This window comes from Kitasatospora sp. cg17-2 (assembly GCF_054031055.1).
Genome location: NZ_CM132923.1, coordinates 4,179,708 through 4,194,795 on the forward strand (window position 1 = coordinate 4,179,708; position 15,088 = coordinate 4,194,795).

Consider the following 15,088-nt stretch of genomic DNA (forward strand, 5'->3'; position numbering starts at 1 on the left):
CTCTTCGTGGAAGCACGAACGACATGTCGATCGTGCTCGAGCGATGGGATCCTGCCAGGGCGTCCGCCCCCCGGGCAACGAGTTTTCGCAGCTCAGCCGGTGGCCGGTTCCCGGCGGGCGGCGCGGAGGCCGCGGACGCCGAGGGCGCCGATGGCGAGGCCGAGGGCGAGCGAGGTGAGGGCCAGCAGGAGGTGGACCCAGAAGAAGGCGGTGGGCTGGGAGTGGTCGCCGCCGGTGAAGGCCTGGCCGCCGGAGTCCTTCCAGAGGTTCTTGACGAAGGTGGTCCAGATGATCAGGGACCAGACGCCGAAGGCGGTCAGGAACCAGGAGGTGCGGCGGCTGAGCTTCATGGGGCGGTCCTCGGTGGGGCGGGGAGGTGAAGGCGGTGTGCTTCCCCAGTATGCGTGGGCGTCCGTTCGGCGTACGGCGGCCCCCTCCTGCGGCGGACCGGGGCGGAGAGGCGGACGGCGGGGGTCCCGAGTGGGTACCGTCAGCTGGTGCCCACTAGCTCGAAGCTCGCACGCCTGATCGCCGCGCCCGCCGCGGCCCTTCCGCTCCTGCTCGCCGCCCCGGTGGCCGTCGCGGCCCCGCCGGGGTCGCCGCCGTCGGCCTCGGTCGGGGGCGACCGGCTGGGGCTCCCGGGGGTCCAGGTGGATCCGCTGGCGGGCGCCCCGGCGCTGCCGGGGGACCTCACCGGACAGTCCTGGATAGTCGCCGACGCCGCGTCAGGAGAGGTGCTGGCGGCCAGCAACCCGCATCTGCGGCTGGCCCCGGCCTCCACCCTGAAGATCCTCTTCGCCGACACCGTGCTGCCGAAGTTCGACCGCAACGCCGTGCACCGGGTCGCGCCCGAGGAGATCCAGGGGATCGGCGCGGGCAGCAGCCTGGTCGGCATCAAGGAGGACCTCGACTACCGGGTCGAGGACCTCTGGCGCGGGGTGTTCCTGAGCTCGGGGAACGACGCGGTGCACGTCCTCGCGCACATGAACGGCGGCGTCCAGCAGACCGTCGCCGAGATGCAGGCGCGGGCGGAGGCGCTGCAGGCCCGGGACACCAGGGTGGTCTCGCCGGACGGCTACGACTCGGACGGCCAGGTGTCCTCGGCCTACGACCTGACGCTGTTCGCCCGGGCGGGGCTGCGCAACCCGGACTTCCGGAGCTACTGCGCGACCCGCGACGCGATGTTCCCGGGCGCGGTGGACCGGAACACCGGGCAGCGCGGGAGCTTCGGGATCGCCAACACCGACCGGCTGCTCGGCAAGTACCCGGGCCTGATCGGGGTGAAGAACGGTTTCACCACCAACGCCGGCTCGACCTTCGTCGGCGCCGCCGAACGGAACGGCCGCACCCTGCTGGTGACGGTGATGCACCCCACCACCTATCAGAAGGTGTACGACGAGACGGCCGCGCTGCTGGACTGGGGCTTCGCCGCGGCCGGCAAGGTGGCCCCGGTCGGGAAGCTGGTGGAGGAGGGCGAGAGCGCCGCGCCGACGCCGACCGGACAGGCGGGCGGTGCCGCCGGGGTGCCCGCCCCGCCGCCGCACCCCTCGCCGACCGCCACCGACCGGTCCGCCCCGGCGACCGCCCGGGCGGCGGACCCCGCCGGGGACGACGGCCTCGGGCCGGTCGGCTGGGTCGTCGTCGGGGTGGTCCTGACGGCGGGCGGCGCGGGTGCCGTGCTGCTGCTGAACCGGCGGCGCGCGGCCGCCCGCTGAGCCCGGTCCGCCGGAGCGCCCCTCCCCCGGCCTCAGCCCTCCCCGTCCTGGGAGCGCCGGGGCCGGGGCCGGTCCTCCCCGTCGGCCGCCGCCTCCTCGGCCTTCTCCCCCTCCGCAGCCGCCCCCTCGGCCTTCTCCCCCTCCGCAGCCGCCCCCTCGGCCGCCGCCTCCGCAGCCGTCTCCTCGGCCGCCGCCTCCGCCCTGTCGGCCGCCTCCTCCTCGTCCGCGGCCGCGACCAGCGCCGCGGCGCGCTCGCGGGCCCGCTGCCGGGCCGCCACCGGGTCGGCGGTCGCCGTCCAGGCCACGCAGTACATCAGCAGCCGGCAGACGAAGTTGATCCACAGCAGCAGCGCCACCGGCACGCCGAAGGCGCCGTAGAGGCTCTTCCCCGCGACCGAGCCGAGGTACGAGGACAGCAGGATCTTCAGCAGCTCGAAGCCGACCGCGCCGATCAGCGCGGCCTTCAGGACGTCCCGCCGGTGCTGGTGCGCGATCCGCGGGAACGGCGCCAGCAGGTAGGCGAAGAGCAGCATGTCGCAGCCGACGGCGATCAGCAGCCCGGCCGCGGTGAGCAGGTACCCGCCCGAGCCCAGGCCGATCCAGTCGGCGATCCGGCCGGCCAGCGTCGTCCCGGCGGCCGAGGCGCCGAGCGAGACCAGCGAGACCAGGCCGAGGCCGCCGAGGACCACGAAGTCCCAGCCCTTGCGCAGCAGCGGGTTGCCCTCCTCGTCGGGCAGCTGCCAGAGGTCCCGGATCGAGGTCCGCATGGTGTCCACCCAGCCGAGGCCGGAGAGCACCAGCAGGACGCCGCTGACGAGTCCGACCGCACCCGCGTTGGCCACCAGCGAGGGCAGGTTGAGGGCGTCGGAGATGCCCGGCAGCTGGTCGGAGACGTGCTTCTGGATGTCGTCGACCCGGCTGTCGCTGAGGGTCGCGACGGCGATCGCCAGCGCGACCGTCAGCAGCGGGAAGAGCGCGAGGAAGCCGAAGAAGGTGACCGCGCCGGCCAGTCGGTTGCCGCGCAGCGCGGTGAAGTGCTCGTAGGCGCGGTAGGGGCGGCTGCGCAGCACCCGCGTCACGATCGGGCCGATCACCGGGAGACGGGTCAGGAAGTCCACCGTCCGGTTATACCGGCCCGTCCCCCGAACGGCCGTCAGGCCCGCCGTCAGACCGGCGGCCAGACCCACCGCGAGACCGGCCGTCGGACCGGCCGTCAGCGCCGGACCATCCGGCGGGCCCGGGCCAGCGCCCGGACCGCCTGGTAGGCGGTGTACCGGCCGTGGCCGAGCAGTTCGGTGCGCAGTCCGGACACCCCGCCGGACATCCGGTGGCCGGCCGGGCGCAGCCGGGCGCAGTGCTCGGCGGCCCGGCGGAAGAACTCCCGGCGGTCGCCGGGCGGGACCCGGCCGGGCCGGGAGACCACGGTGTTGAGGTGGTGCAGCATCCGGCCGTAGACCACCGGGCGCCAGCGGTCCAGCTCGGGGCGGCTGTCGAGGAACGCGAAGACCAGGTCGTACTGGCCGAAGACGTCGAAGTGCTTGCGGCTGGCGGTGGCCAGGATGTTGCCGCCCTCCTGGCGCTGCCGGTAGTGGACGCCGACCCGGTCGAGCAGGGTGATGCCGCGGGCGGCGAGCAGCGCCGGGTACGTCCAGGGGGTGTCCTCGTAGTACCCGGCCGGGAAGGTCAGGCCCTGGGCGGTGACGAAGTCGCGGCGGTAGGCCTTGTTCCACACCACCTGGAGCAGTTCGAGCAGCTCGGGGCGCTCGGCGAGGTCGAAGACCTCCCGGGACGGGGCGCCGAAGACCTTGGCGGAGGCGGCCCGGACGGTCCGGCCGTCCGCGTAGGTGCGGGCGTAGTCGTAGACCAGGACGTCCGGGTCGCCGACGGCCCGCAGCCGGTCGTCGACGGCCTTCAGCAGACCGGGGGTCAGGGTGTCGTCGCTGTCGAGGAAGAGCACGTAGTCGCCGGTGGCGACGGCGAGGCCGGCGTTGCGGGCCGGGCCGAGGCCGACGTTCTCCGGCAGGTGGAGCACCCGCACCCGGGGGTCCTCGGCGGCGGCCGTGTCGAGCAGCGCGCCGCAGCCGTCCGGGGAGCGGTCGTCCACCGCGATCAGCTCGATGTCCGGGCCGTCCTGGCCGAGCACCGAGGCGAGGCACTCGGCGAGGTACTCCTCGACCCGGTAGACCGGGACGATCACACTGAAGCGGGGCATGGCCCCAGGGTAGTGGGCCTGCCCAGGGGGCCCCGGACGGCCCCCGGGGGGTCCATGGGCCGGGGGTAGGATTCGACGCGCACGTACGCACCGAATCAAAGTGCGGTCAGACCCCGAGGGGGCTGCCACGCTCCTTCCCGAGAAAGGCCTGCGTAGCCGATGGCTCCCCGCCTCTCCATCGTCGTCCCGATCTACAACGTCGAGCGCTACCTCGTGGAATGCCTCGACTCGATCGCCGCCCAGACCTTCACGGACTTCGAGTGCGTCATGGTCGACGACGGTTCGAAGGACGACAGCGCCGCCCTCGCCGAGGCGTACGCCGCCAAGGACTCCCGGTTCCGGCTGGTCCGCCAGGTCAACAAGGGCCTCGGCGCGGCCCGCAACACCGGTATCCGGCACATCGACCCGGACGCCGAGTTCCTGTGCTTCGTCGACAGCGACGACTCGATGCCGCCCAGTGCGTACGAGCTGATGATCAACACGCTGGACGAGACCGGCTCGGACTTCGCCACCGGCAACGTGCTGCGCTTCCGCGCGATCGGCTACTACCAGTCCGGCGGCCACAGCCGCCCGTTCGCCAAGACCGTGCTGAAGACGCACATCACCGAGATCCCCTCGCTGGTCACCGACCGCACCGCGTGGAACAAGGTCTACCGCCGCTCCTTCTTCGACGCGGCCGGGATCGTCTACCCCGAGGGCATCCTGTACGAGGACGCCCCGGTCAGCGTGCCGCACCACTACCTCGCCAAGAGCGTGGACGTGCTCTCCGAGCCGATCTACCACTGGCGCGAGCGCGAGGTCGGCGAGATGTCGATCACCCAGATGCGCACCAACCCCAAGGGCCTGGTCGACCGGGTCGCCTCGGTCGAGCTGGTCCGCGCCTGGCTGCGGAAGCAGACCGAGCCGCGCTTCGCCGAGTACCTCAAGACCTACGACGAGAACACCCTCGTCGAAGAGATCCCGATGTTCTTCTGGTCCGTCGTGGACGGCGACAAGGAGTACCGGGACGCGTACATCACCAGCGTCAGCCGGCTGCTGCGGGCGATCGGCCCCGAGCAGGTCAAGAAGCTGCGCGCGCCGCTGCGGCTGAAGTACCACCTGACCCTGCAGGGCCGGATCGACGAGTTCGTCGAGCAGATCAAGTACGAGGGCGAGAGCAACGGCGGGGTCGTCGCCAAGGGCGTGCTGCGCCCGTACGCCGACTACCCGTTCCTGCGCGGCGGCCGCAAGAGCGTGCCGGCCGGCCTGCTCAGCCTGCGCAACTCCACCGTCATCCGCAGCCGGCTCTACGACGCCCGCTGGGAGGCCGGCCGGCTGCGGCTGACCGGCCACGCGTACCCGGAGCAGCTGGGCGCGGCCAACAAGCACGACATGGTGCGCACCCTGGTGCTGCGCGAGGCCAAGGGCCGCCGGGTCATCGCCGTGCCGATGAAGACCCAGTTCAGCCCCGAGGCCACCGCCACCAACCACCACGACCTCTACAACTGCGACTGGGCCGGCTTCACCGTCGCGCTCGACCCGGAGAAGCTCAAGCACCGCGGCCAGTGGAAGGACGGCAACTGGCGCGTCCTGGTCGCCGGCGCGGGCAAGGGCGGCGTCTACAAGGGCCGGGTCTGGGCCGGCTGGGCGGACAGCGCGCTCTACCAGCCCTCGCACTGGGTCGAGCCGGACGTGCGGGTCGTCCCGTTCGTCCGCGACGGCAGCGTCTACCTGCGGGTGGAGAACGTCAAGGTCCGGGTGACCGGGGTGGCCGCGAGCGGCGACACGGTCGAGGTGTCCGGCGCCGCCCGCTCCGGCGTCCGGCTGGCCGGGGCCCGGCTGCGGATGACCCACGTGGAGTCCGAGCGCGAGCTGACCTTCCCGGTGACCGCCGGCTCCTCGGTCGGCAGCCTCCAGCAGTTCCACGCCACCGTGCGGATCTCCGAGCTCACCGCGGTCCGGGAGTCCTGGGCCGAGCTGGACCCGATCGCCGAGGAGCGCGCCCGCGACCGCTGGGACACCACCCTGGAGCTGGCCGACGGCACCACCGCCTCGCTGGTCTGGGACGACCGGAACGCGCCGGAGCAGCTCAACCTGGTGCTGAACCCCGACGCCGAGCCCGTGCAGCGGCGCGCCCTCTTCTCCAAGCCCTCCCCGGGCGGCTACCTGCAGTTCCTGGACCAGCTGCTGCAGCCGGTCGTGCACGAGGTGACCTCGCGCGGCGCGGACGGCTTCCTGCTCAGCGGCACCTTCCCGCTGCCCGGCACCCACCGCTGGGAGCTGGTCGTGCGCCACCACTGGGGCGAGGAGCAGCACGTCTACCCGGTGGAGATCGCGGACGGCCGGTTCCGGACCGCGCTGCCGGCCGTGCCGACCGCGTCCTTCGCGGGCAACGTGCCGCTGGCCCAGGGCGGCTGGAGCGTCTCGTTCCGCCCGGTCGGCGCCGTCTTCCACCCGGACATGACCTCGTACGCGCTGATCGCGCCCGAGTGCTGGAACTCGCTGCCGCTGGAGGTGGAGGCCCGCGGCAAGCGGATCGTGCTGGAGCGTCGCCACCACGACGGCCTGCAGCTGGAGTCCGAGAACATACTGCATCCGGACGAGCGCAGCGGCTGGCGCCAGCGCCGGCTGCGGACGGTCGACTACCCGGCCGCCCGCCGGCTGCCGCTGCGCGACACGGTGCTCTACAACGTCGCGCTCGGCGGCCTCTACTCGGACTCGCCGCGGGCGATCCACGAGGAGCTGGTGCGCCGCGACCTGCCGCTGGAGCACTTCTGGGGCACCGACGACCTGCAGGCGGACCTGCCGCAGTCGGCGGGCGCGGTCCGGCTCTGGAGCCCGGAGTGGTTCGAGACCCTGGCCACCGCGAAGTACATCGTCACCAGCGCGCACCTGCCGGACTTCTTCGTCCGCCGCCCCGGCCAGATCGTGCTGCAGACCTGGCACGGCTCGCCGCTGAAGCAGATCGGCCACGACTTCGAGAAGGTCTGGTTCACCGACGCGCACTACCTGAAGGGCCTCGCCAAGGAGGTCCCGAACTGGAGCCTGCTGCTGGCCGGCAGCACCTGGGCCGCCCCGGTGCTGCGCCGCGCCTTCGACTTCAAGGGCGAGATCCTGGAGAGCGGCCTGCCGCGCAACGACGTGTTCTTCGCCGCCGACAAGGAGAAGACCGCCGAGCGGGTGCGCGAGCGGCTCGGCCTGCCCGAGGGCAAGAAGGTCGTGCTGTACGCGCCGACCTGGCGCGAGGACCGGCGCCGCCACTACGGCGGCTACCAGCTGCACCTCCAGGTGGACCTGGAGGCGGCGCAGGCCGCGCTGGGCGACGACCAGGTGCTGCTGGTCCGCCGGCACGCCAACGTCCGTGAGCAGATCCCGGCGGCCGGCAACGGCTACGTCTGGGACGTCAGCAGCTACCCGGACATGGGCGAACTGCTGCTGGTCGCCGACGTGCTGGTGACCGACTACACGGCGGCGACCTTCGACTTCGCCGTGACCGGCAAGCCGATCCTGTTCTTCACCTACGACCTGGCGCACTACCGCGACAACCTGCGCGGTTTCTCGCTGGACTTCGAGGCGGAGGCGCCCGGCCCGCTGCTGGCCACGTCCGAGGAGCTGGTGGCCGCGCTCGGCCGGGTGGACGAGGTCGCCGCCGAGCACGCCGGGAAGTACGCGGCGTTCCGCGACAAGTACTGCGACCTGGACGACGGCCGCGCCGCCGCCCGGGCGGTGGACGCCATGCTGAGCCGCGAGGCCTGACCGGGAGTTCCCGCCCGGTGGAGGGCGCCCGACGCACATTCCGCGTCGGGCGCCCTCCGCATTTCCCGTCCTCATATTTCCGGGATTTCGAACTGGAGTTTCCCGGACGAACTCGACAGCTAATTCACAGTCAATTCTCAAATTGACCTCGCATACTTTTCCCGCTGAGATGGAAATTCTCGCCGAGAAAGGTCCGTGGAAATGGCTGTCCTCACCAGGTTCGTCCTCCCGCACGCCGCCCCCCGGTTCGGCGACCCCCGCTTCGGCACCCCGCTGCCGGACGAGGAGGAGCACGCCGCCTTCGGACTGCTGCGCGCCCGCTGGTCCTCCCGCGGCCTGGAACTCACCGGCTTCGCCCGCCCCGACGACCGGTCCACCGCCCGACCCGGCTCGGCCTGGACCTGGCTGACCCTGCGCCCCGGCGACGACGGCCCGCCCCTCCACCTCCCCACCAGGCCCCGCAGGCTCCCCGAGATCACCGACGACAGCGCCCAGCCGGAGCACAACCACGACTGGGCCGGCTTCACCGCCCTGGTCGAGCCGCGCCGGCTGCGCACCGCCGACGGCTGGCTGCTCGGCGACTGGACCGTCGAGGCCACCCTGTTCACCCTCGCCCGCCCCACCCGGCTGCGCCGCCAGTACGGCGGCCTCGCCCCGCACTGGTGCGGCTCCGGCGAGTACCCGCCCGCCCGCTGGGTCGACCACGACGTGCGGCTCCAGCCGTACTTCGCCGACGGCCGGCTCGCCGTGCGGCTCGAACGCCCCGCCGCCCGCCTCACCCGGGCCGTCCCCGGCCCCGACGGCATCGACCTGCACCTCACCGCCGCCGATCCGCTCCCGGCCCGGACCGCGTTCCGGCTGCGCCACCGCGAGAGCGGCACCGTGCTGATCCGGCCCGCCGCCGGTACCGGACGGACCCGCGGCGTCCGGCTGCCGTACGCGCCGTTCACCGCCGACGGGCGCGGCACCGCCGAACTGGAGCACTGGGACGCCGCGCTGGTCCACCCCGACGGCACCGCCGAGCCGCTCGTCCTGGACGAGCGCGGCGGGCCGGTCTCCGGCCAGCACCCGCTGCCCGGGGCCGAGGACCGGGCCCTGTACCTCAAGCACCTCGCCGACGGCCGGCTCCAGCTCTGCGTCCGCCCCGCCGCCGGCTGGGTCGAGCGGCTCACCACCCGGGCCGGCGGCTTCGAACTCACCGGCCACTGCCCCGCCGAGGGCCCGCTGGAGCTCGTCCTGCGGCACAACGGCACCGGTGGCGAGGTCCGCCACCCGGTCCGGACCGGCCCGGGCCGGCGGTTCACGATCCGGCTGCCCGCCACCCGCACCGGCTCCGACGGCACCGCGCTGCCCCTGCGCAAGGGCCTGTGGGAAGCCACCCTGGAGCCCGTCGGCCGGCCGGGACCGGCCCGCCCGCTGACCGCCTCGCCCGCCGTCCTGGCCGCGTTGCCCGCCGCCACCCTGGCCGGCGGCAAACGGATCCTGCTGGAGCGCCGCTGGCACGACACCCTGCTGCTCGACTCCACCCCCGTGCTCACCGCCGCCGAGCGCAGCGCCTGGACCCAGGCCCGCCAGCGCACCGCCGGCTACCCGGCCGCCTGCCGCGAACCGCTGCGCGAGGCCGTGCTCTACGACGTGTTCGGCGGCCGGGGCTACGCCGACTCACCGCGCGCCGTGCACACCGAACTCGCCCGCCGGGGCGCGCCGCTGGAGCACATGTGGGTGGTCGACGACGCCCAGGCCGAGCTGCCGCCCGGGGTCCGCGCCGTCCGGGTCTGGAGCCCCGAGTGGTACCGGGCGCTGGCCACCAGCCGCTACCTCGTCGGCAACACCCACTTCCCGGACTTCCTGCGCCGTCGTCCCGGCCAGGTCGTCGTACAGACCTGGCACGGCGCCCTGCTCAAGCGGATCGCCCACGACGTCGACAACCCCTGGCTCGCCGACCACGGCTACCTCGCGGCGCTCGACCGGGAGACCCCGCACTGGAGCCTGCTGCTCTCCCCCAGCCCCTTCGCCACCCCGATCCTGCGCCGGGCCTTCCGCTACCGGGGCGAGATCCTGGAGTCCGGCTACCCGCGCAACGACGTGCTGGCCCGTCCCGACCCGCGCCGGGCGGACGCCGTCCGGCGCCGGCTGGGGATCCCGGCGGGCCGCCGGGTGGTGCTCTACGCGCCGACCTGGCGGGAGGACCGGCCGCGCCCGGACGGTGACGGCTTCCGGCTCGACCTGCGGCTCGACCTCGACCGGGCCCGGCAGGCGCTCGGCGGGGACCACGTGCTGCTGCTGCGGCCGCACGCACACGTCCGCGAGCCGCTGACCGGCACCGGGGACGGCTTCGCGATCGACTGCGCCGACTACCCGGACGTCCAGGAACTGCTGCTGATCGCCGACGTCCTGGTGACGGACTACTCGTCGATCCTGTTCGACTTCGCCGTCACCGGCCGGCCGGTGCTGTTCTTCACCTACGACCTGGCGCACTACCGGGACGGCCTGCGCGGCTTCGCCTTCGACTTCGAGGCCCAGGCCCCGGGACCGCTGCTCGACGACTCGGCCGGCCTGGTCACGGCACTGCGCGCGCTCGCGGACGACGGTGGCCGGGGCGACGGAGGTGACGGACTGCCGGCCGGCTACGCCGAGCGGTACCGGCGCTTCCGGGACACCCACTGCGTGCTGGACGACGGCGCCGCGGCCCGTCGGGTGGTCGACCGGATGCTGGAGCTCGGCCGCTCCGGGGGTCAGGAGAAGGTGTAGGACCGCCAGGGCCGCCAGACCTCGTCGAGGTCGAAGCGGGAGAGGCTGAACCCGGGCACCGGGAAGGCCGCGTGGAAGGACCGGGCCTGCTCCTGGGCCCGGTCGAGCACGTGCTCCTCCAGACCGTGCGCCACCGTCACGTGCGGGTGGTACGGGAAGGCCAGCTCCCTGGCCAGCGGGCCGGAGCGGACGTCCGCCTCCAGCAGCCGGCACTCCCGCTCGCCCTCCTCCACCCGGACGAAGACCACCGGGGAGACCGGGCGGAAGGTCCCGCCGCCGCGCAGCACCATCCGGAACGGCCGGTGCGCGGCGGCCACCGCCGCCAGGTGCTCCTCGATCTTCGGCAGTGCCTCGGCCGGCACCTCGGTGGGCGGCAGCAGGGTGACGTGCGTGGGTATCGACCGGGCCAGCGGATCGCCGTGCCCGGCGCGCGCGTCCTGGATCGCCGTGCCGTACGGATCCGGGACAGTGACGGACACGCCGATGGTCAGGAACTCGGGGAGCTCCTGACCACCGGGCAGGCTCGTCAGCGGAGTCACCGCGCGGAGGCCGGGAGGAAGCCGATCCGGTCGTACACCGTGGCCAGCGTCTCGGACGCCACCGCGCGGGCCTTCTCGGCACCCACCGCGAGGGCCCGGTCCAGCTCGGCCGGGTCGTCCAGGAAGGTCCTGGTGCGCTCCTGGAAGGGCAGCACCCACTCGGTGAAGAGCTCGGCCAGCTCGGTCTTCAGGGCGCCGTACATCTTGCCCTCGAAGTGCGCGACCAGCTGCTCGACCGACTGCCCGCTGAGCGCCGAGTGGATCCGCAGCAGGTTGGAGACGCCGGCCTTCTCCTGCTCGTCGTAGCTGACGACGGTGCCGGTGTCGGTGACGGCGCTCTTGATCTTCTTCGCGCTGGCCTTCGCCTCGTCCAGCAGGCTGACCAGGCCCTTGGGGGAGGACGCGGACTTGCTCATCTTGACGGCCGGGTCCTGGAGGTCCTGGATCTTCGCCGTCTCCTTGAGGATGTACGGCTTCGGGACCGTGAAGGTCGGGCTGTAGCGGGAGTTGAAGCGCTCCGCGAGGTCGCGGGTGATCTCCACGTGCTGGCGCTGGTCCTCGCCGACCGGGACGGCGTCCGCCTGGTAGAGCAGGATGTCCGCGATCTGCAGGATCGGGTAGGTGAACAGGCCGACCGTGGTGCTGTCGGCGCCGTACCGGGAGGACTTGTCCTTGAACTGGGTCATCCGGGAGGCCTCGCCGAAGCCGGTGAGGCAGTTCATCACCCAGGCGAGCTGCGCGTGCTCGGGCACGTGCGACTGGACGAAGAGGGTGCAGTGCTCCGGGTCGAGACCGGCGCCGAGCAGCTGCGCGGCGGAGATCCGGGTGTTCTGGCGCAGCGTCGCCGGATCCTGCGGCACGGTGATCGCGTGCAGGTCGACGACCATGTAGAAGGCGTCGTTCTCCTTCTGCAGATCGACCCACTGGCGCACCGCGCCCAGGTAGTTGCCGAGGTGGAACGAACCGGAGGTGGGCTGGATGCCCGAGAGCACCCGGGGACGGTCCTTGACCGGACCAGTGACCGCTGCGTTGACCATGCGGGCCATTCTTCCAGTTCCACCGACCGGTCAGGAAACCTCCTGCCCCGGCGGTTCCGCCAGTGTGACCGCACTCACCCTCACCCGGGCGATCCGCCGGCCCTCCAGTTTGGCCACCGTCAGCAGCACTTCCTCACCGGGACCGGCCGGGATCCGCACCCGGTCGCCGTCGGCGGGCAGCCGGCCGAGCGCGGCGACCAGGCAGCCGGCCACCGTCTCGTACGGGCCCTCGGGGAGGGTGACGCCGGTCTCCTCGACGAAGTCGGCCAGGTTGAGCAGGCCGTCGAGCTCCACGCCGCCGCCGGCCAGCCGCCGGGTCGGGGAGGACTCCGGGGTGTCGTACTCGTCCCTGATCTCCCCGATCACCTCCTCCACCAGGTCCTCCAGGGTGACGATGCCGGCGGTGCCGCCGTACTCGTCGACCACGATCGCCAGGTGGTGGCCCTCCCGGCGCATCTCCCCCATCGCCGCCAGCACCCGCTTGGTGCCGGGCAGCAGCTTGATCGGGCGGGCCAGGTCGCGGACCTTGGCGGCCCGCTCGCCGCGCGCGCCGTACAGGTCGCGGACGTGCACGAAGCCGGTCACCGCGTCGTAGCTGCCCTCGATCACCGGGTAGCGGGAGTGCGGCGAGGACTCCGCCTGGGCGCGCACCTCGGCGAGCGGGCGCTCGGCGTCCAGGAAGGTCACCTCGGTGCGCGGGACCATCACCTCGCGCAGCTGCCGCTCCCCCGCGGCGAACACATCGGCGATCAGCGTCCGCTCGTCGTTCCCGAGTTCGGTGTTGGCGGCGACCAGGCCGCGGAGCTCCTCCGAGCTCATCGAACCCCGGCCGGCGGCCGGGTCGCCGCCGAACAGCCGGACCATCAGGTCGGTGGAGCGACCGAGCAGCCAGATCGCCGGGCGCAGCACCACCGACATGACGTCGACCACCGGCGCCGCCAGCAGGGCGATGGAGTCGGCCCGCTGGAGACCGATCCGCTTCGGGGTGAGCTCGCCGAGCACCAGCGAGACGTAGCTGATCACCAGGGTCAGTCCGACCAGGGCGGTGGCGTCGGCGACGCCCTCGGACAGCCCGGCCCGGACGAACAGCGGGGCCACCTTGCCGGCCAGGGTGTCGGCGCCGAACGCGGCGGAGAGGAAGCCCATGCAGGTCACGCCGACCTGGACGGCCGCCAGGAAGCGGTTCGGGTCGGCGGCGAGGTGCGCGGCCCGGGCCGCCCGCCGGGTGCCGCGTGCCTCCAGCGTCCGGATCTGTCCCTCGCGCAGCGAGATCAGCGAGATCTCGGCGACGTTGAACAGGCCGCCCAGGACGATGAAGACGAGGACGAGCGCGGCGTCCTCGATGGTTTCGTTCACAGCGGGTCAGTGTAGGACGACGGCCCGCCGCCCCCGCGGAAACGGGGACGACGGGCCGTCGTGGAGGCGTCGGGGCCGGCTCAGATGAGGCCGAGCTCCTGGACCGCGTCGCGCTCCTCGGTCAGCTCCTGGACCGAGGCGTCGATGCGGCCGCGCGAGAAGTCGGAGATCTCCAGGCCCTGGACGATCGAGAACTCGCCGTCCTTGGTGGTGACCGGGAAGGAGGAGATCAGGCCGGCCGGGACGCCGTAGGAGCCGTCGGAGACGACACCCATCGAGGTCCAGTCGCCCTCGGCGGTGCCGTTGACCCAGGTGTACACGTGGTCGATGGCGGCGTTGGCGGCCGAGGCGGCCGAGGAGGCGCCACGGGCCTCGATGATCGCGGCGCCGCGCTTGGCGACGGTCGGGACGAAGTCGTTCTCCAGCCAGGCCTGGTCGCTGCCGATGGCCTCGAAGGCCGGCTTGCCGGCGATCTCGGCCTGGAAGATGTCCGGGTACTGGGTGGCGGAGTGGTTGCCCCAGATGGTGACGCGCTTGATCTCGGAGACCAGGGCGCCGGTCTTCAGCGAGAGCTGGCCGACGGCGCGGTTGTGGTCCAGACGGGTCATCGCGGTGAAGCGCTCGGCCGGGACGTCCGGGGCGTTGCGCTGGGCGATCAGGGCGTTGGTGTTGGCCGGGTTGCCGACCACCAGGACCTTGATGTCGTCCGCGGCGTGGTCGTTGATGGCCTTGCCCTGCGGGCCGAAGATGCCACCGTTGGCCTGCAGCAGGTCGCCGCGCTCCATGCCGGCGGTGCGCGGGCGGGCACCGACCAGCAGCGCGACGTTGGCGCCGTCGAAGGCCTCGGCCGGCTTGTCGGTGATGGTGATGTCGCGCAGCAGCGGGAAGGCGCAGTCCACGAGCTCCATCGCGGTGCCCTCGGCGGCCTTGAGGCCCTGCGGGATCTCCAGGAGGCGCAGGTTCACCGGGACGTCGGCGCCGAGCAGGTGGCCCGAGGCGATGCGGAAGAGCAGCGCGTAGCCGATCTGGCCGGCCGCTCCGGTGATGGTGACATTGACGGGGGTGCGGGTCATTTCTACCTTCTCCAGCAAATCGCCAGGTGCCCCAGGCACGTCGGCGCTCTGGAGCCGAGGACGGTCTCTCGACATCGAGAGAACCGGCGTCAGGGTATCGCAAAGGGAAGCGTACGCCGCGGTCGCGGTCGTGACTGCTCGGTCACAGACGATGACGGCCCCCCGCCCGGGCGTCGGGCGGGGGGCCGGCGGGCGGTCCGGTCAGCGGCGCGGACGGCCGATCAGCTGGCCGATGTTGTCCAGCAGCGGGAACTCCAGCCACGGGTTGGGCTGGGCCATCAGGGTCAGCAGCACGATCGACAGACCGAGGAACGTCAGCACGATCACATCGGTGAAGCGGCTGCGCACCGCCAGCATGCCGACCTCCGGCAGCACCAGCCGGAGCAGCGCGCCGAGCAGCACGCCGCCGCCGACGATCAGCAGCCCGTACTTGAAGCCGTCCTGGAAGTCGGCGAACCAGGTGACCGCGAGACCCGCGGCGACCACCAGCAGGACCACCGTTATCGGCCACTGCCGGACCGGCAGCGCGTGGTCGCGCCCGAGCGCGGCCGCCGAGCCCTCGGGGGGCAGGGTGCCGGTGGTCTTCACCGGCCTGCGCCTGGTCCGGCGCGGTTCGCTCATGGCTTCCCGTCCTTCGGGATCGTCGATCGGATGGGTCGGGCCGGGCCCG

The 15,088-nt window shown here is 72.9% G+C and carries 11 protein-coding genes; 3 read left to right on the top strand and 8 right to left on the bottom strand.

Going from position 1 to position 15,088, the window contains the following annotated elements; translation table 11 throughout:
- Positions 1–92: 92 nt before the first annotated feature.
- Positions 93–350, bottom strand: coding sequence for an SCO4848 family membrane protein (locus tag ACW14Y_RS17360; RefSeq protein WP_380311614.1), 258 nt, complete (start codon positions 348–350; stop codon positions 93–95).
- Between the two features lie 147 nt (positions 351–497).
- Here ACW14Y_RS17360 and ACW14Y_RS17365 point away from each other — a divergent pair, with 147 nt between their 5' ends.
- Positions 498–1,715, top strand: a complete 1,218-nt coding sequence (locus ACW14Y_RS17365) for a D-alanyl-D-alanine carboxypeptidase family protein (RefSeq protein ID WP_380311616.1) — start codon at positions 498–500, stop codon at positions 1,713–1,715.
- 32 nt (positions 1,716–1,747) lie between these two features.
- On the opposite strand, the gene ACW14Y_RS17370 is transcribed toward ACW14Y_RS17365, so the two are convergent.
- Both ACW14Y_RS17370 and ACW14Y_RS17375 read right to left on the bottom strand, forming a co-directional pair.
- Positions 1,748–2,833 (bottom strand): YihY/virulence factor BrkB family protein, encoded by a 1,086-nt coding sequence (locus tag ACW14Y_RS17370; protein WP_456987521.1) that lies wholly within the window; start codon positions 2,831–2,833, stop codon positions 1,748–1,750.
- Between the two features lie 95 nt (positions 2,834–2,928).
- Positions 2,929–3,927 carry a glycosyltransferase family 2 protein gene (locus ACW14Y_RS17375; protein WP_380311620.1) on the bottom strand — a complete coding sequence of 333 codons (999 nt, stop codon included), beginning with the start codon at positions 3,925–3,927 and terminating at the stop codon, positions 2,929–2,931.
- 159 nt (positions 3,928–4,086) lie between these two features.
- On the opposite strand from ACW14Y_RS17375, the gene ACW14Y_RS17380 reads away from it, so the two are divergent.
- Positions 4,087–7,662, top strand: a complete 3,576-nt coding sequence (locus tag ACW14Y_RS17380) for a bifunctional glycosyltransferase/CDP-glycerol:glycerophosphate glycerophosphotransferase (protein ID WP_456987523.1) — start codon at positions 4,087–4,089, stop codon at positions 7,660–7,662.
- Between the two features lie 201 nt (positions 7,663–7,863).
- Positions 7,864–10,413, top strand: a complete 2,550-nt coding sequence (locus ACW14Y_RS17385; RefSeq protein ID WP_456987525.1) for a CDP-glycerol glycerophosphotransferase family protein — start codon at positions 7,864–7,866, stop codon at positions 10,411–10,413.
- Here the strand turns inward: ACW14Y_RS17385 and ACW14Y_RS17390 are convergent.
- From ACW14Y_RS17390 to ACW14Y_RS17410, 5 genes are all read right to left on the bottom strand, one after another.
- Entirely contained in the window at positions 10,398–10,952 is a 555-nt protein-coding gene (locus ACW14Y_RS17390) for a 2'-5' RNA ligase family protein (protein WP_380384061.1), read from the bottom strand. The two genes, ACW14Y_RS17385 and ACW14Y_RS17390, sit on opposite strands and share 16 nt — an antisense overlap.
- Positions 10,949–11,989, bottom strand: a complete 1,041-nt coding sequence (gene trpS, locus ACW14Y_RS17395; protein WP_380309701.1) for a tryptophan--tRNA ligase — start codon at positions 11,987–11,989, stop codon at positions 10,949–10,951. The genes ACW14Y_RS17390 and trpS overlap by 4 nt, the downstream gene beginning before the upstream one ends.
- A 30-nt stretch (positions 11,990–12,019) precedes the next feature.
- Positions 12,020–13,345: a hemolysin family protein gene (locus ACW14Y_RS17400; RefSeq protein WP_380309699.1), complete on the bottom strand. Its 1,326-nt coding sequence runs from the start codon at positions 13,343–13,345 to the stop codon at positions 12,020–12,022.
- Positions 13,346–13,425: 80 nt separating this feature from the next.
- The gene (locus ACW14Y_RS17405; RefSeq protein WP_380309697.1) at positions 13,426–14,418 is read right to left on the bottom strand and encodes a malate dehydrogenase; all 993 of its coding nucleotides are present in this window, start codon (positions 14,416–14,418) and stop codon (positions 13,426–13,428) included.
- Positions 14,419–14,619: 201 nt separating this feature from the next.
- Positions 14,620–15,039, bottom strand: coding sequence for a DUF3017 domain-containing protein (locus ACW14Y_RS17410; RefSeq protein WP_053643287.1), 420 nt, complete (start codon positions 15,037–15,039; stop codon positions 14,620–14,622).
- Positions 15,040–15,088 lie beyond the last annotated feature (49 nt).